The sequence below is a fragment of the Undibacterium sp. RuTC16W genome (assembly GCF_049339445.1).
In the GTDB taxonomy this organism is placed as follows: Bacteria; Pseudomonadota; Gammaproteobacteria; order Burkholderiales; family Burkholderiaceae_D; genus Undibacterium.
Genome location: NZ_JBMPPE010000001.1, coordinates 589,328 through 612,976, shown reverse-complemented (window position 1 = coordinate 612,976; position 23,649 = coordinate 589,328). Strand labels below are relative to the sequence as shown.

Below are 23,649 nucleotides of genomic sequence, written 5' to 3'. Positions count from 1 at the left end.
TAGCAAACGGATTACCTTGAAGTCGTTTTTTTCACGTAGCTAAAAGTAAATATTTTTTGATTTCATTATTTAAAATAGGCGTTTACCGCTGTATTTGAATTACAGAAAAAAACTTGCCACACGGAAAAAATAGCGTATATTTCTTTTCTTCGGATGCGCGATTTCCCCTTGTGGAGCGTTTTATGCTTACACTAAAGAGCAATCAATTATTTGTGTCAAAAAAGTCGCAAAAGCATCATGTGTTGCATTGCATGGCCACTCAATTGTTCAATGAAAAAAATGTCTGACCGTTCAGCAAATGAACAGATCAGAAATGGCATCTTGAGTATTGATGTGGATTTTTATTTCTTACTTCACTAAGACTGAATTATGAACTTTGCAAAAATGAAGGTAGGCAAGCGTTTGGGATTGGGTTTCGCTTTAGTGTTGACCCTGCTGATCGTCGTGACCGCACTTGGCATCAGAGGCATGTCACAAATCGAGGACCGGCTGGAACGCATCGTCAACGTCAATAACGTTGAAACACGCCTTGTGATTGAGATGCGTGCGATTGTCTATGATCGTATGGTATCGCTGCGCAATTTGACCTTGTTGAATGACGCTGGCGATATGGAGCCAGAGCTGGCCAAGATCAAAGAACAGTCAAAAAAATACACCGAAGCTGAAGCGAAATTAGCATCGATGTTTGCGTCAGAGACGGCGACCTCTGCGGAAGAAAAAGCCTTACTTGCAAAGCTGAAAGAACAGGAAAATGCCTCTGCATCTTTACCTGCTAAAGCACAGGAATTAGGTCTGGCGAATAATCCTGAGGTCGCGACGATCACCCTGATCAAAAAAATCCGCCCCGTGCAAAAGAAATGGTTAGATGCGCTGGATGAAATGGTGACCTTGAAAGACAAAGTGAATGAGCAAAGCTCAGAGGACGCGAGATCGGCTTTTGGTACCGCACGTAATCTGATGCTGGTCCTCGGCAGCTTAGCTTTGCTGGCCGGTATTTTTGCTGGTGTTGTGATTACCCGCAGTTTGCTGAAACAGCTCGGTGGTGAACCTGATTATGCTGCGCACATTGCAAACCGGATTGCGGCAGGTGACCTGGCGGTTTCAATAGATAGTAATTCAGGTGATGACAGCAGTCTGATCGCGCAAATGAAAACCATGCGCGATAGCCTGGTCAATATCGTTGGTCAGGTCCGTCAGGGCACAGACACGATTGCGACAGCATCCAGCGAAATTGCCAGCGGCAATCTGGATCTGTCTTCCCGTACTGAACAGCAAGCCAGTTCGCTGGAAAAAACAACGTCGTCAATGAAAGAACTGACGACCACTGTGAAGCAGAACGCAGACAATGCCCGTGAAGCGAATCAGTTAGCCGCTTCTGCGTCCGAAGTTGCTCGTCAGGGCGGTGTTGTGGTTGCGCAGGTCGTCGATACCATGAGTGCAATTAACGAATCCTCTAAAAAGATCGTCGATATTATTAGTGTGATTGACGGTATCGCGTTTCAGACAAATATTCTTGCATTGAATGCGGCAGTTGAAGCAGCGCGTGCAGGTGAGCAAGGCCGTGGTTTTGCGGTAGTGGCTGCAGAAGTGCGTAATCTGGCACAGCGTAGTGCAGCAGCTGCAAAAGAAATTAAAACCCTGATCGGCACTTCGGTAGAGAAAGTCGACATCGGCACTAAACTGGTAGGCCAGGCAGGTGTGACGATTGATCAGGTGGTCTCCAGCGTGAAGCACGTTACGGACATCATTGCCGAAATCAGTGCCGCCAGTCAGGAACAAAGCGTCGGTATCGAACACGTCAATCATGCCATTATTGAAATGGATGGTATGACGCAGCAAAATGCCGCGCTGGTAGAAGAAGCAGCGGCTGCGGCACAAAGCTTGCAGGATCAGGCGGCAGAGCTGGCAAAAGTAGTCAGTATTTTTAAACTCAATGCCGCTGAACATGCGATGGAGAAGGCACCTGCACAAGTTCGTCGTGTAGAAGCTGCCGCACCTGCTAAACCAAGGCCAAAAGCATCGAATATTAAATCTTTGCCCGCTGCCAGAGCAAGCGTCAAAAAAGCACCTTCAGCATCCCCTAAAGCAAGTGCATCCAGTGCTGCCAGTGCGGGTAGCCGTCACAGTGCCCCAAGTGCTGACGAGTGGGAGGAGTTCTAACACACAAACTGGCAATGCTTTGCTTGCCAGTTTGTGTTTAGCGTAGTTTGTGGCACAATTTTGATCTCAATTTGAAAAAGAAGAGTTAACTTATGAAAGCATGTTTATCTTCCATCGCCAGTGCATTTTTGCTCGCGGCGGCCGCCAGTTCCGCGCTGGCCGCAGATGTTGCACCTGTGATTGATAATAAGTCCTGCGACCCTCCTAGGTATCCTAAGGCAGCGTTGATGAACGAAGAAACCGGTACGGTGTCTTTGGGCTTTCTGGTTGCCACCGACGGCAAAGTGTCCGAGTCTAAAGTCGAAAAATCGAGCGGCTCCAAGAGCTTGGATAAAGCTGCGCTGACCGCATTAAGCTTGTGCAAATTCAAGCCCGGAACCAAGGACGGTAAGGCAGAACAGCTCTGGACTAAAGTTGATTTCGTCTGGAAACTTGAGTAAATATTCTGCGTACATTTTGATGTTGAAAAAGGAGCCATTGGCTCCTTTTTTTATGGTAACGAACTAACTAAACGTAATAAATAAATATACTAAATAAGCTTACTGCACCGTGCGCACCGTCTTTTTATTAAATCACGGATGTTGTCTGCCTGGATTGCCGGCCGGTGGTAGACCGGCGGCTACTTACTTTTCTTGCTTCGCCAAGAAAAGTAAGCAAAAGAAGGCGACCGCACAGTCGCTGCCCTTCGGGTTCCCGTTTGAGCAGGTCAAAAAATGGGAAGTGTCCGAAACTCGCCTGCGGCTCAGACAGCGAACACTTCTTTTTCCATTTTCTGACCTGCTCAAACGGCAGCGCCAAAGCGGGTTGCAGGTCAACTGCAAATTCAAAAACAACTTTAAAGGCAACGGTAATAGCGTTGCGTACCGTTTGCGTTAAATGTCCTTGATGATGAAATGTTGACGGATAAAATCTGTTCTGGGTTGCAGTCGTAAGGTGCGCCGTGCGCACCATTTTTTTCGTTGAATCACGGATGTTGTCTGCCTGGATTGCCGGCCGGTGGTAGACCGGCGGCTACTCACTTTTCTTGCTTCGCCAAGAAAAGTGAGCAAAAGAAGGTGACCGCACAGTCGCTTCCCTTCGGGTTCCCGTTTGAGCAGGCCAGAAAATGGGAAGTGTCCGAAACTCGCCTGCGGCTCAGACAACGGACATTTCTTTTTTCCATTTTCTGACCCGCTCAAACGGCAGCGCCAAAGCGGGTTCGAGACAACATCAACGGTTACTTCAACGTACAAGCTATGGACTTAATTTTATCGATACGATTTTATTGACGCTCACGATACAGTTCAGCAGAGGGTAACTGCCATGGCAGTTACCGAATTTATTTTGCATTCGTATCTGCCTTTAAACCGCGACGTAACAATAAAGGTTCGATCTGCGCATCACGGCCACGGAAGTTGCGGAACGATTCCATCGCATCCACGCTGCCACCGCGCGACAGCAGTTGCTGGCGGAACCAGTCGCCGTTTTTGCGACTTAGACCTCCGTTTTCTTTAAACCAGTCTACCGTATCGGCATCGAGCACTTCACTCCACAGATATGCGTAATAGCCTGCCGAATAGCCACCCGCAAAAATATGTGAAAAATAGGTGCTGCGATAACGTGGTGGCACCGGTGCAAAATCGACACCCGCCTGTTTCAATGCGTTTGCCTCAAATGCCAGCGCATCGGCTGGAATTTGCGCCGGTGTAAGTTGATGCCAGCGCTGATCTAACAGGGATGCTGCCAGATATTCCGTGGTGGCGAAGCCCTGATTAAATTTCGCCGTTGCAGACAGTTTGGCCAACAACTCTGGGGGCATTTCCTGGCCAGTCTGATAGTGATGCGCATAGTTCTTCAAAATCTCTGGCCATACTGCCCACATCTCATTGACTTGCGAAGGGTATTCGACAAAATCTCTCGGCACGCTGGTGCCTGAGAAGCGCGGGTAGCGGACGTTTGAGAACATGCCGTGCAATGCATGGCCAAATTCATGGAAGGCGGTCCTGACTTCATCGTAGGTCAGCAAGGTTGGCTGACCTGCTGGCGGTTGCGGAATATTCAGGTGATTGGCAACAACCGGGCGTTGCGCAAATAATCCGGATTGCTGTACATAGGCATTCATCCAAGCCCCGCCTCGCTTATTGTCGCGTGCGTACATATCTGCCAGAAATAAAGCCATCGGCTTGCCGTCGGCATCAAATACTTCAAAGACGCGTACCGTCGGGTTATACACCGGCAGATCTTTGCGCTCTTTGAAGGTGATGCCATATAGCTGTGTTGCAGCAAAGAACACCCCTTTTTGCAGCACATTGTCCAGCTCAAAATACGGGCGCAACTGGCTATCATCAAAACTATATTGAGCTTTGCGTACTTGTTCGCTATAGAACGACCAGTCCCACGCAGCAAGCTTAAAGCCGCCCTTTTTCACATCGATCAGCTTCTGCATTTCAGCCGCTTCTTTTTTTGCATTAGCGACTGCCGCTGGTGCAAGTTCACGCAACATTTTATTCACAGCATCCGTTGTTTTGGCTGTGGCATCTTCTAGCTGATAAGCGGCATGATTGGCATAACCCAGCAGGACGGCACGTTCGGCGCGTAGTTTGGCCAGATTGATCGCGACTTCACGATTATCAAATTCACCGCCATGGTTGCTGCGCTCGACAGACGCTTCATGTAGACGCTGACGCAGTGCGCGGTTGCTTAGGCGTGCTTCGTAAGGTTGACCCGTGGTGTTCATGAGTGCGATCAGGTATTTACCTGGCAGGCCGCGGGCTTTAGCTGCTTCTGCCGTGCTGGCGATCTCGCTGTCTGACAAGCCTTTCAGTTCTGCTTTGGTGTCGACAATCAGGGCCGACGCATTCGTTTCTTTCAATACGTTCTGGCTGAATGTTGTGCCCAGGCTTGCCAGTTCGGCGTTCAGTGATTTCAGTTTGATTTTATCTGCGTCAGACAATTTGGCCCCGGCGCGGACGAAGTCTGTGTAATAGCGTTCCAGCAAACGACGTGATTCGGCATCCAGTGCCAGTTGCATACGCTGGTTATAGATCTCGTTGACGCGCGCAAATAATTTGGCATTCAGATTAATAGCATCCCGGTGTGCTGCCAGTTTAGGTGCCAGATCGCGGGAGAGCGCTTCAATCGCAGGATTAGTGTTGGCACTCGCCATGTTAAAAAATACGGTAGATACTCTGCCCAACAACTGACCGGAACGCTCCATCGCCACAATCGTATTCTCGAATGTCGGCTTGGCAGTATTATCGGCAATCGCATTGATCTCCGCGGCATGCTGGCGCATCCCTTCGGCAAACGCCGGCGCATAATGCGCATCCTGAATCTTGTCGAATGCCGGCATTTCATACGCCAGCGTGCTAGCTGCGTAGAAAGGGTTGCCAGCGAAGGCACTGCGTACCATTGCGCCATCGATTTTTGCCGGATTGGCTGGCGGAGTATCTGCTGCCAGACTGGTATGGATTGCCAGGCTGGAACAGAGCAACATGAACAGGGATTTGGACATGGTGGTCTTTTCTAAGTTGTGTAGGGGAAAAACAGAAAGTCCATCATAGCATCAGGTTGCGCAATGGAAAATGCTGACTGATGCTGTGACATGTCGGACTGCGCTGAGTTCAGACTATTTCCGCAGAATTCATCATCCATGGATGATTTACTCAATCCTGTGATATGAAGAAAAACCAGAATTATCGCTTTAACAGATAGTTTTTCAGGCGATCGACGCCCAAGGCCAGACTGTCGACGGAGCTGGCAAAGCACCAGCGCACATAGCCTTCTCCTTCCGCGCCAAAGGCACTTCCCGGTGCCAGGCCTAGTCCCGCTTCTTTGACCAGGCGCTTGCACAGGTTTAAGGTATTTTTCTCTCCGTCGACCCGAAAAAACAGATACATCGCACCCTTAGGCAGAGGTGCCGTGATGCCCGGCAAGGCGTTCAGGTTCTGGTACAAAAAATCTCTGGCAGTCTGATAACGGCTTAGCGTATGCCGCAGCACATCTTCGCCTTGTTCCAATGCGGTAATTCCCGCTTTCTGGATGAAGCCCGGTGCACATGAGGTATTGAATTCTATCAGTTTGCCCAAGTCATCCATCACGCTTGCCGGGGCGACGATCCAGCCTAATCGCCAGCCCGTCATCAGCCAGGCTTTAGAAAAACTGTTGGTCGACACCAGACGATCCTCTGGCGTGGCAATATCCAGGAAAGACGGGGCGCAGTGTGCTTGATGTGATTGCTCCGCGTACACCAGTCTTTCATACACATCATCAGACAAAATCCAGATGCCATGCTGGCGGCAATGGTCGAGCACGATTTCCTGTTGCTGTCGCGGCATGACCCAGCCGGTAGGATTATTCGGCGAATTTACCATCAGCATTTTAGTGCCGGGCGTTAAGGCGTTCAGTAATTTTTGCAGATCAAGTTCCCAGCTATGACCAAACTCCAGACCGACTTTCACTACCTCGGCACCCAGTATCTTGGGTATCTCGATCAGATTTGGCCACAGCGGTGTTACCGCAACGACGCGATCGCCAGGATTTAACAGTGTTTGCGCCACCAGCATTAAGGCGGATACGCCTGACGAGGTTACTGCGACGCGCTCAGGTGCGATTGTTTGATGCAGGTGCGACAGATAAGCTGCAATGGCAGTGCGTAGTGCGGGGATGCCATAGTTATGGGTATAAAACGTGTCGCCTGCATCCAGAGCCTGTTTGGCAGCCTCACGAATGAAGGGTGGCGTCACCTGATCCGGCTCGCCGAACCAGAACGGTAAAACGTCGGTGAGACCGATACCGGCATTGGCGACTTCACGAATTTGTGAGGCACCTAGCTGCTGGACGACGGGGCGAGCTTGGGGAAATGTCATGAGCTACCTTAGTCAAACGGACTATCTTGGTTCACAAATAATGAGAGCACATTTCATCCATAGAGGCGAGATGTGTTCTGCATAGGCTATGTCAGCAAAGTACAAAACGGTTGGCGAGATCCAGAATAAATGAAGGCTGTAAATACGCCATGAACGTGAACAACAGCACCGCTGCCAATATCAGGGCGTACAGGGTGCCTGGCCATGTCAGACGTATTTTCATATCAAGCCGCGACGGCAGCCATGCGCGCGATGGATTTCTCATTGATAGGCAGATTCACCAATGCCGCAAATACTCCCAGTGCCAGAACGACCATCCAGACCACATCATAATTACCCATGCGGGTATAGATATAACCGCCCAGCCAGACACCGAGGAAGCTGCCCACCTGATGCGAAAAGAACACGAAGCCCGACAGCATTGATAGATATTTGAGGCCAAAAATTCCGGCAATGACGCCGTTAGTCAGCGGCACAGTCGACAGCCATAACACCCCCATCGCGGCAGCAAAAACATACACAGAATACGCAGATAACGGCGCCAGCAGAAACAGACCGATGACGACGCTGCGACTGATATAAATTGACGATAACAAATAGCGCTTGGGAAACATGCTACCGAGTTTGCCTGCATAGTAAGAACCGAAAATATTAAACAAACCGATCAGCGCCAGAGCGATCACCGCCACATTCGGATCCATGATGCCTTTATCTTTCAGATATGCCGGCATATGTACACCGATAAATACCACCTGGAAGCCGCATACAAAATAGCCGGCGACTAACAGCAAAAAAGGCTTGTAAGCAAAGGCTTCGCGGATCGCTTCCATGATACTTTGCTGTGGACCGCTTGCATGCACCAGCGGCGGTTCGCGCAGCTTATAGGCCATAGGCAGCATGACTGCCAGCAGCATGGCGGCTAAGATATAAAACGCATTTTGCCAGCCCGTGTGATTGATCAGTTGCTGTTCGACCGGCATCATCACAAACTGGCCGAAGGAGCTGGCTGCAGAGGACATGCCAAACGCCCATGAGCGCTTGGCCTCGGGCGCACTGCGGCCGATGATGCCACTGACAGCACCGAATGAGGTACATGCCAGCGCCGCACCAATCAAGATACCGGATCCCATGATAAATAAGCCCGGCTGATCAACCGTCGCCATCCACAATAATCCCGCGACATATAAGAACGCGCCAACCACAATCACCCGTGCCGTACCAAATTTGTCGATCACCATTCCGGCGAACGGACCAAAGACGCCCCACATCAGATTTTGCATCGCGTTGGCAAGCGAATAGGTTTCGCGTGTCCAGCCATGTGCCTGTGAGATCGGTTGCAGCCAGAAGCCGAAACCGTGTCGTACACCCATTGCCAGGGTCAGGATAAAACCGCTCGCCAGCAGAACGGTTTTCAGATCTGGGGCGCTGACAGGCGCAGTGGAATTGGGGGATGTGGAGGAGGTCATAAGAGATTTCGCAAAAAACGAGTAAGCAAAGCCGGAAATCGAGTGTAGCGCAAACTGCATTGTCATGTGGACTGCTGCTTTGACCATGACGCTTTGGTACGGTATCTGATGCAGTAACAGCCAGATGCTTAGCTGCTCAGCTGCTCAGAAAAGTCGGGCATCATCAGCCTGATCTGTCCGAAAACGGCTAGATCGTCTCAGGAGAATGCCGTATAAAGATGTTTATGGATACTTTCGCTTTCCCCTCACATTTTCAGGATGACGCTGAGCGTGATCATTATTACTATCGGGCGTTGTCTGCCAAAGACAGTCGTTTCGATGGCGTCTTTTTTACTGGCGTCAGTACGACAGGAATCTATTGCCGCCCTATCTGTTCCGTCAGAACGCCGCGCGCATCATCGTGCAGTTTTTACAGCTCTGCAGCGGCAGCCGAAGCCGCAGGTTTTCGTCCCTGTCTGCGTTGTCGCCCTGAATTAGCGCCCTATGCACTTCAGCAAAATCTGGCATATGCCGTGTGGCAACGTATCGCTGCAGGCGCATTGAATGAAGGTGGAATTGAAGCGCTTGCGGAGCAGGTCGGCCTATCGTCGCGCCAGTTACGACGCGTATTGCAGCAACAGTTTGGAGTGACTCCGGTCGAATTAGCGCAGACACAGCGTCTGTTATTCGCCAAAAAATTATTGCAGGAGACGCATCTGCCGATGACGGACGTCGCGTATGCCGCAGGCTTCGGCAGTGTGCGCCGCTTCAACGCCTTATTTGCTGAGCGTTACAAAATGGCACCCGGATCGATACGCCGTACCGCTGCTGCGGAGAGCGACGGACTGGTATTGCGCCTGGCTTACCGGCCACCGTTTGCCTGGGACGCCCTGCTGGCGTATCTGCGCGGTCGGGCCATGCCGGGGCTGGAAGCCGTGATTGAGCAGAACGGTAAAGCCTCGTACGTGCGCAGCGTCCAGCTTGAAGGTAAAACCGGCTGGCTGCAAATCAGCCACCTGCCTGACAAACAACAGATTGCTTTACAGGTGTCTCCTGGCCTGTCCACCGTGCTGATGCCGCTGATTGCCAAGGTCAGACAATTATGCGATCTGGAGGCTAATCCTGTCGTGATTCAAGCGCATCTGGCGACCGATCCTTTATTGGCGGTACAGCTAGCGCGGACGCCGGGTTTGCGGGTGCCTGGTGCTTTTAATGTATTTGAATTAGCTATCCGTGCGGTACTCGGGCAGCAAGTCAGCGTTGCCGGTGCTACGACTGTTTCGGGGCGTCTGGTGCAACGATTTGGTGAACCGCTCTGCACGCCGTTTGCTGCAGTAGGTTTTCATTTTCCCAGCCCGGAGCGGCTTGCCGGCTTGCCGGTGGAAGACATCGCCGGAATTGGTGTTCCCAGGACGCGCGCTGCGACGATACAAAACGTCGCCCGTTTTGCATTGAGCGGAGGTTTGCAAAGACAATCAGGCCGGGGTTTTGACGATGTCGTCACTGAGCTAAAAACCATAGCCGGTATCGGTGAATGGACGGCGCAATACATCGCTTTGCGCGCACTACGTTATCCCGATGCGTTTCCGGCAGGTGATCTGGCTTTACAAAAAGCAGCGGCGATTGCACCGGATACCCGTCTGACTGAAAAACAATTGTTGGTGCGTGCTGCCGTATGGTCTCCCTGGCGCGCGTATGCAGCCTTACTGTTATGGCACTCGCTAAGCAAGGAATAAGTGAGGAACAAGTCAGTAATAAGTAAGAGTAAGGACCAGCAGGTTCGTCCATGCGCAGAAAATGTTGAATTTAATAAATAAGGAAACGACGATGTTTTATTTGAATTATCCAAGCCCGGTCGGCGCGTTATTAATTGCCGCCAGTGAGCAAGGTTTGGCGGGCGTTTATTTTGAAGAGCATAAACATTTTAAAGGATCTCAAGGCTGGCATGAGCAAGCGGATCATCTTGTCTTGCAGCAGACACGACATCAACTTGCTGAGTACTTCGCGGGGCAAAGACAAGACTTTGATTTGCCGCTGGATTGCTCGGCTGGCACTGCATTTCAGCAAACGGTCTGGCAAGTCTTGCGCCGCATCCCTTATGGCACCACCCTCAGTTACGGCGAACTGGCGAAACAGATTCATCACCCGGCGGCTGTACGCGCGGTGGGTGCTGCCAACGGGCGCAATCCTATTTCCATCATTATCCCCTGCCATCGCGTAATTGCAGGCAATGGCGCATTGACCGGGTATGCCGGAGGTATACAAAACAAGCAGCGCTTGTTAGCGTTAGAGGGCACACGTTTATTCGCCTGAGGTAAAAAGCCAGTCTTTTTTAAAATAAAACAGAAAAATTTATTGCACCAAGTCAGATAAAAAAAGTGCATCAATAGTGCCGCGCAGACGATATCTGCACTGGCCTGGAGAAAAGTAATATCAAGCATTACGCCTTCTCGCACCGTCTTGATGCAAGGCAACTATTATGGTTTTTGCGAATACCTCCTATTCGAATAATCAATTTTTAATGAGATGAATTGCTCATTATAGTGAATCTACCTGCAGTGTTTTAGGGAACGAATCAAACATCTTGCAGCCACTATTGCGGCCCTATTTACTTCACTCTCATGTCAAATTTTCGGAGGACTTATGTTCATTACCACTCGCCGTTTGTGCGTTATCTCTACCTTGTTTATGTCTATAGTTTCTGCGCAAGCTTTTGCCAGCGAGGCAAAAAATCCGTTTGAAACCAAGAGCTGCGATGTTCCTGCTTACCCTGATAAATCGATCATCCTGAGTGAAGAAGGTCTGGTGAAATTACAGTTCATGACGAACGAAGAGGGTAAGGTGGTTGACGCAAAGGTGGTCAAATCCAGTGGCTATCGCAGCCTCGATAATGCGTCTCTCACGGCCTTGAAAGAATGTAATTTCAAGTCCCTCGCCAGTCAGAGCAAGCCGAATAAATGGGACAATATTTCTTTCGCCTGGGTCATGCAATAATGTTGAGCCATGCAAAAAAGGAGTCAGTAATGGCTCCTTTTTTGTTGACCCGTCGTCAGGAAAAAACTTTTCTGACGTATTACATACTCTGTGCAGATTAATCAATAATCCCAGGTTACAAGAATATACAATCCCGATTCATCTCCCGGAAACAAATTACGGTTAAGCTATATTGCACATTTTTTTCGTCATTGATAGCCCGGGATATTTCATGAAGCATGGTTTTTCTTTTACCTCGTTATACCGCGTTCAGCGTTTCATTAGCGTCGGCCTGATTGGCGTACTGAGTGCCTGTAGTACGACGGCACCGGTGACTTCTGTCACCTCTGTATCATCACAAACATCGGCAGTATCCCAACTTGCGCCTGTTTCAGAACAAGGATTTAACTGGGTCGTATTGGGTGAACAAGGCCAGGCGATTGCCCGCAGTATTACCGGAGCAACTGTTTGCCCAGTTCTGATACAAGACGGCGTTGCCCAGACTATGACGATACGTGCTGCCTCGGGCAGCGTCGCACAACGTAAGACGGCGAGTAGTGCCGAGGACTCCAAAGCATCAGATTTTCCTGTGTTGACTTGTGAAGCGATCCTCAATCCGGCAACCAGAGTAGCCAGTATCAATGGCCAGGCTTTGCCCTTACCGAAGCAGGTACCGCAAAAAATTCTGGTGATCGGCGATACCGGTTGTCGCCTGAAGAAAGCCGATAATTATTTTCAACCATGCAATGATGCGACTAAATGGGCTTTTTATGATGTGATCAAAACGGCGGCAGAATTCAAACCTGATCTGGTGATTCACGTCGGCGATTATCACTACCGTGAGAATCGTTGCCCTGAAGGTAACGCTGAATGCGCAGGCAGTCCATGGGGTTATGGCTGGGATACCTGGAGGGCAGATTTTTTTACACCGGCAGCCCCTTTGCTCAAAGTCGCTCCCTGGGTTGTTGTCCGCGGCAACCATGAATCCTGTATCCGCGCAGGACAAGGCTGGTGGCGCATGATGGACCCGCGACCTATACAGGCGGGCCGTGACTGTAATCTGGAGCAGGACGATATGCGCGGTGACTACAGTCCACCTTATGCCGTGCCATTAGGGAAATTTGGAGAACAAAACGCACAACTCATTGTGTTTGATTCTGCCAAAATTCCGGGTAAAGCAATCGCGAAAACGGATCCTGCCTATGCAATTTATATGCAACAATTTCAGATGGTAAATCAGTTGTCAGAGCAGGCGGATTTTAATTTCTTTATCAATCATCATCCGATACTCGGATTTGCGTCAGACCGGAAAAAAGGGGAAGCCGTCGAATTTAGACCAGGCAACCCGGCTCTGCAAAGCCTGATGCAAAATTATCATCCGGTACGACTGTTTCCAAGTAAAGTGCAGGCGACCTTATCTGGCCATGTGCATTTGTTTGAGGCGGTTAGTTTTACATCCGGTCATCCGACACAATTCGTCTCCGGTAACGGAGGGTCCTCTCTGGATCAGGCGTTGCCAAATCAGATACCTGCTGGTACGACACCTTTTCCTGCTGCCGAGGTCGATCATTTTAGTAATTCGAATGAAGTCGGATTCATGACTATGGAGCGGATCACTGAGGGCTGGAAAATGCAGTCCTGGGACAAGACGGGCAAACTCATGACGGCATGTCTGATGTCGAATGGCAAGACAAAATGCAAACTCATAGCACAATAAGCAAAGTATAAGCTGTACCAAAAAATGAACAAAAAAGCGGAGTCAAGTACTCCGTTTTTTTGTTGTAGTGTCATTGAATTGTCATTTTTTTTTCATCATCACGTCACAGCGCTTTCCTACACTCGTGGAATTTTTACCCACCGAGAAATAATCAGGAAGGCAATATGATGGATCGCAAGCAGCAATTTACCCGTCGCGTCATGTCGGCACAAGTATTGGTCGCCGTCAGCTTAATGACCGCGCAAACCTATTCCCAGGCGCAGAGCATGATACCGGCACAAGATGCCATAGTTGAATCCGGGTCTGCACTGGATGCCAATGCAATTAAGGACAAAGTAGTGATTACCGGTTCCAGTGCCGCTAATCGTGCACCGGTTCAGGCGTCCTTAAAAGCGACGCAACCGCAGTCCATCATCACCGCCACCTTTATTGAACAAGCCGTGACACCGCTCGCCGACTTTAATGCGGTCGCCCGTATCGCCCCTAGCGTTGGCGGCGGCGTTTCTGCAAATGGCCCTGGTCTTGCAGAAACGAAAGTCACCCTGCGTGGTTTTCAGGACGGCGAATATAATATGACGTATGACGGTATCCCTTTTGGCGATACCAACAATCCTACTCATCATTCCACCTCCTATTTCCCGGCACGGATTATCGGCGGCATGGTGATTGAGCGCGGTCCGGGTAACGCCAGCAATCTTGGGCAGGCGACTTTTGGCGGATCTATCAATCTGTTTTCTAAAGAATTATCGCCAGACTTCCATTTCACCCCGTACGCAACGTTTGGTTCATGGAATACCAAGATGCTGGGCGCACAGATTGATAGTGGCCAGCTCGCCAATTTCGGTGACATGAGCTTCATGTTTAACGCCTCGCGTTTAAGCACTGACGGCTATCTGTCATACAGCGGCGTGACCGAAGACAATTATCAGTTTAAGGCGCAGCGCAATTTTGGCAGCGACACCGTCGTTACGGTATTTTCCACCTATAACAAAATCCATAGCTACGTGCCGGATAAAGGACCCGCGACCCTGAGTCAGGTTGCGCAGTTTGGCAAAAACTACGCTTTGAACAATGATCCAACAAGCCAGAATTATTTTGGTTATAACTACAATAATAAGACAACAGATTTTGAATATATCCGCCTGCAAACAAAATTGGCAGGTTGGGGCATCGACAATGTGTTGTACACCTACGCCTACAACAACGATACCTATTCTGGTCAGGATGCCAGCGGTGCTACCGCTAACGGCACAAAAGCCGGACCGGCAGGCAACAAGAATGTTCCCGGTTATAACAAGCTGAATTCGTATCGCGTGAACGGTGATATTTTCAAGGCAACGAATAGATTCGACGCCGGTTTGCTGCGCACTGGTATCTGGCTGGAAAGCTCAAACACCAACCGTCATACGTATGATCTTGACTGGACATTAGGCGTGCCCAATCCGAAGGAATCGACAGCACCAAAAACGGTTTCTTACGATCAGCGTTCCTCATGGAAGCAGTACCAGCCTTTTATTGAATTTGAATGGGCAGTCGCACCTCAGTGGACAGTAACGCCTGGCGTGAAGTATGTGAATTTCCAGCGCTCTTTGGACGCCCCGGTCAATCAGACAACGCGTATTCCTACTCAAGCAGATCAGACCTACTCGACCACGCTCCCTTTCCTGACCGTGAATTACAGCGTCAGTAAAGAATGGTCAGCATATGCGCAGGTTGCTAAAGGCTTTTTGGTGCCGGATTTGTCGATGTTCTATGTGAACAATCCTAACCTGAGCACACCTAAACCGCAGACCTCGACGAATTATCAGTTGGGTACCGTGCATCAGTCTAACAACCTGACATTTGATGCGGATGTGTACTACATCGACTTCAATAACAAAATTGCGTCCACGGGTACCGGCAATGATCTGGTGTATTACAACCAGGGTGGTGTTGTTTATAAAGGTGTGGAAGCGGCGGCGACTTACTATGTAGGCAGTGGTTTTTCTTTGCATGTGAATGGATCAATTAACAGCGCAAAAACCAAAGATACCAATCTTCAGGTCGCGAAAGCGCCAGAGTCGACTTCAGCATTTGGCGTCCTTTACAAAGCTAACGGTTTGTATGGATCGCTGATTGCAAAAAAAGTCGGATCCCAATACGGCAAGGACGGTGAACCGGCAGCATATAAAATCGCTGCCTACACGACCACCGACCTGACCATCGGTTATCGCTGGAAAGAACTCGGAGCCATGGTCAAAAACGTCAAGACACAGATCGGTATCAATAATCTGCTGAACAAGCAGGACGTGACGTCGGTATCTGCCAATAGTAAAGGTGTCGCGTTCGATCAATACGGTTTTCAGGCTGAGCGCAGCTGGGGCGTTTCGATCAGTGCCGATTTCTAACAACTGATCAGAGCCAAATATACGAAACCCCTTCCCTGAAAAGAAGGGGTTTTTGTTTTAACCCGTTGCCCTGCAATGACAATAATTAAAGAACTAGAATGCGTTAGATAAACAACTCACACTCCCGACACTATTTGCTCAAAATCATTTATCGATTTAGTATGAACTCAACGAGCCAGGTATAGATAGAAGTATAAAAAATCTGGTACTGGTTGATGTCAACGCGCGATAAGTAAGATAAACGGAGGCCGGGCAATGAGACGTTCTGTTGAAATAGGCTTGTGCTTTTTTTGCACCATTGCGATCCTGACAGCATGTCAAAAAAAATCCGTAACGGAATCGGCATCCAGCACGGCGTCCAACTCTTCCCAGGCTCCGTCGGCACCGACCGGGTTGGTAAAAAACGCGATACGGCACACTGAAGAAACTGCCGATGTGACCAGATGGATGGAAATGGCATCGACCAAAACTCCGGCTCAACTGGCGGAAGAGGCCAAGCAAAAACAACTAAAAGATACTCTCTCAGAACGCGAGCTCAAGTCAGCACCGGAAGCCAAATCGCCGGATATTAAATCAGTGCCGCTGCATGATCAGCCCAAATCTTTGCCTGCAGTTGCGGTTCAGCTTTCTGCAGCTACTGCTGCTTCTAACGTACAGAAGATGCCCCAGCCAGCGGCTTTACCGCCTGCACCTGTGCTTCCGCCAGCCACTACATTACCAACTACATCGGTTCAACCTGTACTGGATCTGGTGGTGCCGAAGCTGATTTCGGGTACGCCGCCCGCATTTCCCGCTGCGGCGGTACTTGCCGGAGTAACAGAAGGGAGTGTCAGTGCGCGCCTCAGCATCGGTATCGACGGTAAAGTCACGCAAGTCGAAATCCTTAAGGCGAGGCCAGTCAAGGTATTTGATAAAGAAGTGATTGCCGCAGCATCGCAGTGGTGATATGCGCCGCTAACTGCCCCACAAACTAAAGTGGTGGACTTCAATTTTCAAAATGCATTGAAGTTGATGTCCAGCGTACAGCCAGTATTTTCGCAGACTGCACTTCAGGCGGGTGTGACTGAGGGTCTAGTTAGCGCACGTATTCATATTGGTATTGATGGTAAAGTAAATCAGGTCGATGTTATCAAGTCAAAGCCTTTGAAATACTTTGATAAAGACGTTATCACCGCGGCCTCACAATGGCGTTATGCGCCAATATCCAGTCCGCAAACAACGATCATTGAGTTCGTATTGAAGCAAAATAATTGAACTTCAATGAGGGTATTTATAGGGAGTAAATTTGTTTGCAAGCGAGTATTGATGTTGCGAACAGAGATCAACCAGATTGCAGAAGTAGACCTGAGGCGGGATGCGGGTTTAACCGGAAATACTTAACTAACTACTCTAAACCAAACTTGAATGGCAGGCCAGAAAGGATAACAAAAGTCACAAATTTGTTGTGAAACGGTTAGGAAAATTTGGGTTAACTTGATTAATACTTCTAATCGTCTAATCTGGGCTGGAAATGATAAAAAGTGTCAACTTTGCTAGATTATAAAATTGCCTTATGGCAATCTTCGGCTTCGCCCGAAGTGTGCCAATGCCGTTAGCACATTTCTGCTTTTCACCTCATTTCTGCGCATCTTCCGCCAGCAAATGATTGTTGTAGTTCAAGGAAGAAATTCGCGTGAACGAAAAAACTCAAGGAGAGAAAATGAAATTAACACCTTATCTGGCTTTGCTGGCACTGCCTCTGGCAATCTCAAGTGCCTACGCCGACTCGACTGATGGTCCCACAGTCACTATCAGCGGTTTTGGTACGGCTGCACTGACGCGGTCAAATACAGATGACGCAGAATTCGCGCGTGTCGGGCAATTGGCCGGCGTCAAATCGAGTGCAAAAATGGGCGTCGATTCTAACTTTGGCATTCAGGCGACAGCCAAGATGAATGACTGGTTATCGTTGACCGGACAGGGCTTGGTCAGCAAGCATGTTACCGATGAATTTGGTGCAGAACTGGCCTGGGCGTTCGCCAAATTTAAGGCAACTGACAATCTGAGCATCCGCGTAGGACGCATGGGTTTACCCGTCTACATGATCTCCGATTACCTCAATGTCGGTTACTCAAATACGTATTTGCGTCCTCCGGTTGAAATGTATAGCCAGGTCAATTTGCAAAATGTAGACGGTATTGACGCGATTTACCAAACCTCATTTGGCGACAGTACACTGACTAGTCAAGTCGCAATCGGCAAGTCCGAAACCAAAGGTAACGGTAATTCTTATACGGCTAAATTCACCAGTATTGCCGGGATTAACCTGGTTCTGGAAAACGGTCCATTTACAGTACGTTTTGGTCATATCGCCACCAAATTTGATGTTGATGATTCCGTATCCCTCAATGCTGTTGTCGGTGGCTTGACCAAATATGGTTTTGTGTCTGCGGCGAATAGCTTGAAAATTCACGATAACAAGGCGAGTTTTACTTCGCTTGGTTTAGGGGTTGATTGGAAAAACGTGATTGTTCAGTCGGAATACGGTGTTCGCAAATCTGAGAGCCTGTCACTACCAGACACAACTTCCTGGTACACGATGTTCGGCTATCGCATGGGTAAATTTACACCTTACTATCACCACGCTTCTGTGAAGCAGGATAGTCCAAGAACAATCGCCGGTTTGCCAACGACAGGCCCTCTTGCTGGGCTGACTGCTGGTGCGAACACGTTTGCCTCCCTTGCGCCGATTCAAACTAGCAACAGTGTTGGTCTGCGCTGGGATTTCAGTAAATCTGCGGATCTGAAATTGCAACTAGATCGTTTTTCTCCGGATAGCGGATCTGGAACTTTTCTCAATCCTAAGCCAGGCTTCACGGGTCCTGTGACCGTGTTCGCGGCTGCTATTGATTTTGTATTTTAAGGAGAGAGCCGATATGAAAACAATTCAAACAATACTGTTGGCCATGACCCTGACTGCTGCGACTGCAACAGTGATGGCTGCTGAGGTCGTCGTCGTCGTCAATCCAAAAAATGCAGCGCCGCAAATGAGTTCAGAGCAGGCGGCGCAATACTTTTTGGGTAAGTCCACGGCACTGACTCCGGTCGACCAACCTGAGAGCTCATCGATACGCGGTGAGTTTTATAAAAAGCTCGCTGACAAAGAGGCTTCGCAGGTAAAGGCGATCTGGTCAAAACTGGTTTTTACCGGTAAAGGGACTTTGCCAAAAGAGTATGGATCGAGTGCTGACGTCAAGAAAGCAGTCGCTGCAGACCCTAATCTCATCGGTTATATTGAAAAATCAGCAGTAGATTCTTCCGTTAAAGTAGTCGCGACTTTGCCATAATGGAAAAATAATGCATGACCGGTGTAAGTCGTATTGCCCGTCTCGGAACACGACTTTGCCATCTCTCAGATCAATCGTGGATGAGGGATTGATATAAGCAACAATCAAATCAATCACATAGCCGCGTGGTGGATTTGATTATTCCCTGATGATTCATCCAGATGCAATCCATATAAGTTTATCCATACGAATTTAATCAGCACTTTTTAATAATAACCAATACATACAGACATAATTAAAGGCGCACGATATGAGTATCAAACGCAGAATTTGGGCATTACCAATCATCGCAACAGTAATCTTTGGCGTGGGACTTGCCGTCAGTGTATATTTTTCTACGACAGCTATATCCTCAATTAAGACAACTGAAAATGTGGACTATCCGGTACTCGATAGAGCGAAGATTCTTTCTGCCGATGTGCGTGGCCTGACCGATGCACTCAAAGATGCTGTATCCGAAGGCGATAAAAAGCGTATTGATGTGGTTGCCGAGAGCGCCAAAAAAGTTAAAGAAAAACTGCAAAAACTTGGTGAAGTTCCGGGGCAAAAAGCAATTGCAGATAAGTTGACTGGTGAATTTGACGCCTACTACGCACCTGCCATCAAAGTTGCCAAGATCATGATGGAGATTGAGCAAGGCGATCCTCAGGCTGAAATCGGCAAAATGCAAAGTGCTTTAAAAATACTAGAGGCTGATTTGGCAAAAACGGTAGAGAGCGCGCAAAAGCAATTTGCTTCAGGGGTTGAAAAAAGTGGTGACAATGTGCGCAATGTACTTTACACCAGCATCTTGGTTGCCCTGATCGTAACGGTGTCTCTTGGTATTGTCTCATTCTTCGTCGTGCGTACGATCTGGCAGCAATTGGGTGGTGAACCGGAATATGCGCGTGAAATTGCAGCAGCGGTTGCTGCAGGTGATTTGAGCATGAATATCGATATGGATGCGGGCGATACCAGCAGTTTACTGGCGGCGCTCAAAGAAATGCAGGAGCGTTTGCAACACATGGTTGCAGATATCAAAACCTCGGCAGAAACCATCAAAGTTGCCAGTGCAGAAATCGCATCCGGCAACGCCGACTTGTCCAGTCGTACAGAATCACAAGCGAGCAGTCTGGAAGAAACCTCAAGCTCGATGGAAACCCTGACCGATACCGTTAAGCAAAATGCTGATAACGCGCGTCAGGCGAATCAGCTGGTTGAAAGCGCATCGGATGTGGCGGTAAAAGGCGGTCAGGTCGTGAGTCAGGTTGTCACGACGATGGCAGAGATTAATCATTCATCGAAAAAAATCGTCGACATTATCGGCGTGATTGACGGTATTGCTTTCCAGACGAATATTCTTGCACTGAACGCCGCGGTGGAAGCGGCTCGTGCCGGTGAGCAGGGGCGTGGTTTTGCGGTTGTTGCTGCTGAGGTACGTAATTTAGCGCAGCGTAGTGCAGCGGCAGCCAAAGAGATCAAAACCCTGATTGGTGATTCTGTTGATAAAGTGAATATCGGTTCGAGTCTGGTGGATCAGGCTGGCAATACAATGGATGAGATTGTCGCATCAGTCAAACGCGTCAGCGATATCATGGCTGAGATTACCTCTGCCAGCCAGGAACAAAGTTCTGGCATCCAGGAAGTCAGTATTGCCATCGGTCAGATGGATGAGATGACGCAGCAAAACTCCGCATTGGTGGAGGAGGCTGCTGCTGCCGCCGAATCTCTCGAGGAGCAGGCCGATCATCTGACCAGCGCACTTGATGTATTCAAACTGTCAGCAACCTCATCCGCCCGTGGCCCTATTGCCCGTCCAGCGAGTCCGGCAGTTAAGACGCAAGGCCACCGGCCAAGAGCGATAGGGATGGATTAAAGTCATAAATTAATATCAAAATAGCTATAATTCTTCTTGCTAAAAACCCGCCTGACATAGACCAGGCGGGTTTTTTTACGTCAGCATATTCGTAGATGTATTAGTAGAAAAATACTCTTATCTCGCGCTGCAAAACATATATTTTTTCCGTAATCACGCGTATATTTATTATCTGCACTTTTGTTTTCGGCATCTTGTTTGGCAATTCCCCATTGTTAGTACCTCATTGGAAGGACTCACCATGAAATTGTTTTATGACTTGAGGATTTCGGCAAAACTGTTTGTGGGCTTTATCATCTTACTGTTGCTCACTTGCTTTCTCGGTGTGTTCTCCATCTATCAATTAGCGCAGGTCAATCAGACAACGACCGATCTCGGCACCAACTGGATGCCTAGCGTCGATGCGGCGATGGGTATTAAAGAGCGCGTATCGCGCATCCGCTCACAAGAGGCGCAAGTGGTCTCTGCTGAAAGTCCGGAAGAGGCTGACAAATATGCCGGACGGGTCAAAGAGGCAGTTGTCGGACTCAAAGAAAACGAAAAAAAATATCAGGCTTTAATTAGCTCACCGCAAGAAAAAGTCGAGTTTGATGAGTACCTGAAATTAATGGGTAACTATCTTGCCATCTCTGAAAAAATGGCGACGCTGGCGCGTGAAGGTAACACCAAGGATGCGACAGCCATCTTACGCAATGAGTCGTCCAAGTTGAATGCCCAAATTCGCACAATGGTCGATAAACTGGTGAAGCTCAACAGTGAAGGCGGCGCGGCATCATATCAACGTGGCACTGAGGTGTACAAGAGTTCCCGTCTGTGGATTATCGGTGTGTTGACCGCGAGTATTGTGTTAGGCCTCACACTTGCTTACTGGATTGCCGACGTTGTGTCCAGCCCTTTGCAGCATGCAGTCAAGGTGGCGCAAACGGTGGCATCCGGTGATCTGACCAGCCAGATCGATGTCACCAGCAAAGACGAGACGGGCCTGTTACTACAGGCGCTGAAAGAAATGAACGCCAGTTTGCTGAAAGTTGTCATTGAAGTCCGTAGCGGTACCGATCAAATTGCCTCGGCGTCGATGCAAATCGCGGAAGGAAATATGGACCTGTCCAACCGCACCGAAACCCAGGCCAGTTCATTGGAAGAAACCGCGTCCTCCATGGAAGAAATTACTTCGACCGTCAGGCACAATAGCGACAACGCGCGGCAAGCGAATCAGTTGTCAATCTCTGCGACGCAGGTCGCCATGAAAGGTGGTGATGTGGTCTCGCAAGTGGTCGATACCATGGGGTCGATCAATGCCTCATCGAAAAAAATCGTCGACATCATCGGTGTGATCGATGGTATTGCATTTCAGACGAATATTCTGGCATTGAATGCCGCCGTTGAGGCTGCCCGTGCCGGTGAGCAGGGACGGGGGTTCGCGGTGGTGGCATCCGAAGTGCGCAATCTCGCCCAACGTTCTGCCAGTGCGGCAAAAGAGATCAAAGAGCTGATCAATGATTCGGTCGACAAAGTGGATCAGGGGTCGCGGCTGGTGGATCAGGCCGGGAGTACGATGCATGAGGTCGTCGAAAGCGTTAAGCGGGTAAGCGACATCATTAGCGAAATCACGGCGGCTGGCGCCGAGCAAAGCTCAGGGATTGATCAGATCAACACGGCGATTGCCCAGATGGATCTGGTAACGCAACAGAATGCTGCGCTGGTTGAAGAGGCAGCGGCAGCGGCAAAAGCCTTGCAGGATCAGGCTGCGAACCTCAGTGAGGTCGTCAGTGTATTTAAACTCGACCAGGTCAGCGTCAATTCACCTGCCACCCGTAAATCTTCAGTCGTTGCAGCACGTCCTGCGCCTGCTGCAGGAAAGCCTAAACCCGCTGCCCGCGCCCTATCAAAGCCGTCCGTCGCGACTCAGCGTAGCAACAGCACCGGAGAAGCTAAACCCAAAGCCACCGCGGCGGCAACAGATGATTGGGAAGAGTTCTGAGTTTGCAAAGCTGACAGGTGGCTAAGTGGTGTTGAATAACACCCTGGCCGCTGATCCAGATAACCCCGCTCTTTTAAATAGTGACTACATTTGCGCATAAAGCGCTTGAAGCGCTCAATCCCGGCCCGATGTAGAAACTGCCCAGTGCAGGCAAAAAAATAGCAGGGCGGAATATACTCCCCCTGCTATGCATCAAAATATGCCTTAATCCGCATATCTTACCTAGTACATGAAATAATACTGCTATCCAGTATATGAATAATCGCAGTATTGAACGATGTTCTATCCTGCCAGTTCAGTTTGCTTGACAATGATCTTCGAGACCAGACCGTAGTCTTGCGCTTCACTTGCGGTCATCCAGTAATCGCGGTCGATATCGGCGGTTACTTTTTCCAGTGTCTGGCCAGATTCGCGGGCGATTAAGCCGGCGATACGCTCGCGGACTTTGACGATCTCACGTGCCTGAATGGCGATGTCACTTGCTTGTCCGCCTGCGCCGCCGCTAGGCTGATGAATCAGGAAGCGAGTATTGGTCAGACAAAAGCGACGCTCTTTGGGTACCGATAAAAAGACATTGACCGCGGCGCTGCCGACCCAGCCTGTACCGACCATATTCACCGGTGCATCGATGAAGCGCACCATGTCGTGGATCACATCGCCAGATTCTACGTGGCCACCCGGTGATGAGACCAGCATGGTGATCGGATCCTTGGATTCGGCAGCCAGCGCAATCAGGCGTTTGCTGACTTCGGAGGCGAGTTTGTCGTTGATCGTTCCAAATACCAGTACGGTACGTGATTTAAACGCTTTTTCTTCGAGAAAAGGGCTGCGTGCTGCGTCGTTGTTGTCTTTATCGTCTGCCATGAGTATGCCCTTGTGCTTTAGTTGTGAAGTGAGTGTGAAATTTCGGGAAAAAGTCTGAAATTTAGCTGAGGTAAGTTAGTCGAGGTAATTTACC

General features: G+C 49.4%; 18 protein-coding genes. 13 read left to right on the top strand and 5 right to left on the bottom strand.

Annotated features, from left to right (window positions below; translation table 11 throughout):
• Positions 1 to 369 precede the first annotated feature (369 nt).
• Both ACO0K4_RS02735 and ACO0K4_RS02730 read left to right on the top strand, forming a co-directional pair.
• Positions 370 to 2,160, top strand: a complete 1,791-nt coding sequence (locus tag ACO0K4_RS02735) for a methyl-accepting chemotaxis protein (protein ID WP_422955061.1) — start codon at positions 370 to 372, stop codon at positions 2,158 to 2,160.
• Positions 2,161 to 2,252: 92 nt separating this feature from the next.
• A complete protein-coding gene (locus ACO0K4_RS02730) occupies positions 2,253 to 2,600 on the top strand; it encodes an energy transducer TonB (RefSeq protein WP_422955060.1) in 348 nt (115 codons plus the stop codon).
• 127 nt (positions 2,601 to 2,727) lie between these two features.
• On the opposite strand, the gene ACO0K4_RS02725 is transcribed toward ACO0K4_RS02730, so the two are convergent.
• The 4 genes from ACO0K4_RS02725 to ACO0K4_RS02710 form a co-directional block, all read right to left on the bottom strand.
• Positions 2,728 to 3,111, bottom strand: a complete 384-nt coding sequence (locus ACO0K4_RS02725; RefSeq protein WP_422955059.1) for a hypothetical protein — start codon at positions 3,109 to 3,111, stop codon at positions 2,728 to 2,730.
• A 367-nt stretch (positions 3,112 to 3,478) separates the two neighbouring features.
• A complete protein-coding gene (locus ACO0K4_RS02720; protein ID WP_422955058.1) occupies positions 3,479 to 5,653 on the bottom strand; it encodes a M3 family metallopeptidase in 2,175 nt (724 codons plus the stop codon).
• 181 nt (positions 5,654 to 5,834) lie between these two features.
• Complete coding sequence (locus tag ACO0K4_RS02715; protein ID WP_422955057.1) at positions 5,835 to 7,007, bottom strand: pyridoxal phosphate-dependent aminotransferase; 1,173 nt, start codon at positions 7,005 to 7,007, stop codon at positions 5,835 to 5,837.
• A 224-nt stretch (positions 7,008 to 7,231) separates the two neighbouring features.
• Positions 7,232 to 8,473, bottom strand: a complete 1,242-nt coding sequence (locus tag ACO0K4_RS02710; protein ID WP_422955056.1) for an MFS transporter — start codon at positions 8,471 to 8,473, stop codon at positions 7,232 to 7,234.
• A gap of 224 nt (positions 8,474 to 8,697) precedes the next feature.
• Between ACO0K4_RS02710 and ACO0K4_RS02705 the strand changes: the two genes are divergently transcribed.
• The 11 genes from ACO0K4_RS02705 to ACO0K4_RS02655 all read left to right on the top strand — a co-directional run bounded on the left by ACO0K4_RS02705 (position 8,698) and on the right by ACO0K4_RS02655 (position 22,691).
• Positions 8,698 to 10,188, top strand: coding sequence for an AlkA N-terminal domain-containing protein (locus tag ACO0K4_RS02705; RefSeq protein ID WP_422955055.1), 1,491 nt, complete (start codon positions 8,698 to 8,700; stop codon positions 10,186 to 10,188).
• A gap of 91 nt (positions 10,189 to 10,279) precedes the next feature.
• The gene (locus ACO0K4_RS02700) at positions 10,280 to 10,765 is read left to right on the top strand and encodes a methylated-DNA--[protein]-cysteine S-methyltransferase (protein ID WP_422955054.1); all 486 of its coding nucleotides are present in this window, start codon (positions 10,280 to 10,282) and stop codon (positions 10,763 to 10,765) included.
• A 330-nt stretch (positions 10,766 to 11,095) separates the two neighbouring features.
• Positions 11,096 to 11,446, top strand: a complete 351-nt coding sequence (locus tag ACO0K4_RS02695; protein WP_422955053.1) for an energy transducer TonB — start codon at positions 11,096 to 11,098, stop codon at positions 11,444 to 11,446.
• 211 nt (positions 11,447 to 11,657) lie between these two features.
• A complete protein-coding gene (locus ACO0K4_RS02690) occupies positions 11,658 to 13,142 on the top strand; it encodes a metallophosphoesterase family protein (protein WP_422955052.1) in 1,485 nt (494 codons plus the stop codon).
• 164 nt (positions 13,143 to 13,306) lie between these two features.
• Complete coding sequence (locus ACO0K4_RS02685; RefSeq protein WP_422955051.1) at positions 13,307 to 15,529, top strand: TonB-dependent receptor; 2,223 nt, start codon at positions 13,307 to 13,309, stop codon at positions 15,527 to 15,529.
• A 255-nt stretch (positions 15,530 to 15,784) separates the two neighbouring features.
• Entirely contained in the window at positions 15,785 to 16,474 is a 690-nt protein-coding gene (locus ACO0K4_RS02680) for an energy transducer TonB (RefSeq protein WP_422955050.1), read from the top strand.
• 66 nt (positions 16,475 to 16,540) lie between these two features.
• On the top strand, positions 16,541 to 16,783 hold the full coding sequence (locus ACO0K4_RS02675) for a TonB family protein (RefSeq protein WP_422955049.1): 243 nt from the start codon (positions 16,541 to 16,543) through the stop codon (positions 16,781 to 16,783).
• 445 nt (positions 16,784 to 17,228) lie between these two features.
• Positions 17,229 to 18,431, top strand: coding sequence for a hypothetical protein (locus ACO0K4_RS02670; protein WP_422955048.1), 1,203 nt, complete (start codon positions 17,229 to 17,231; stop codon positions 18,429 to 18,431).
• 43 nt (positions 18,432 to 18,474) lie between these two features.
• A complete protein-coding gene (locus ACO0K4_RS02665) occupies positions 18,475 to 18,855 on the top strand; it encodes a hypothetical protein (protein WP_422955423.1) in 381 nt (126 codons plus the stop codon).
• A 250-nt stretch (positions 18,856 to 19,105) separates the two neighbouring features.
• Positions 19,106 to 20,710, top strand: a complete 1,605-nt coding sequence (locus ACO0K4_RS02660; RefSeq protein ID WP_422955047.1) for a methyl-accepting chemotaxis protein — start codon at positions 19,106 to 19,108, stop codon at positions 20,708 to 20,710.
• Positions 20,711 to 20,951: 241 nt separating this feature from the next.
• A complete protein-coding gene (locus ACO0K4_RS02655; protein ID WP_422955046.1) occupies positions 20,952 to 22,691 on the top strand; it encodes a methyl-accepting chemotaxis protein in 1,740 nt (579 codons plus the stop codon).
• 282 nt (positions 22,692 to 22,973) lie between these two features.
• On the opposite strand, the gene ACO0K4_RS02650 is transcribed toward ACO0K4_RS02655, so the two are convergent.
• Complete coding sequence (locus ACO0K4_RS02650) at positions 22,974 to 23,555, bottom strand: ATP-dependent Clp protease proteolytic subunit (RefSeq protein ID WP_422955045.1); 582 nt, start codon at positions 23,553 to 23,555, stop codon at positions 22,974 to 22,976.
• Positions 23,556 to 23,649: the final 94 nt, after the last annotated feature.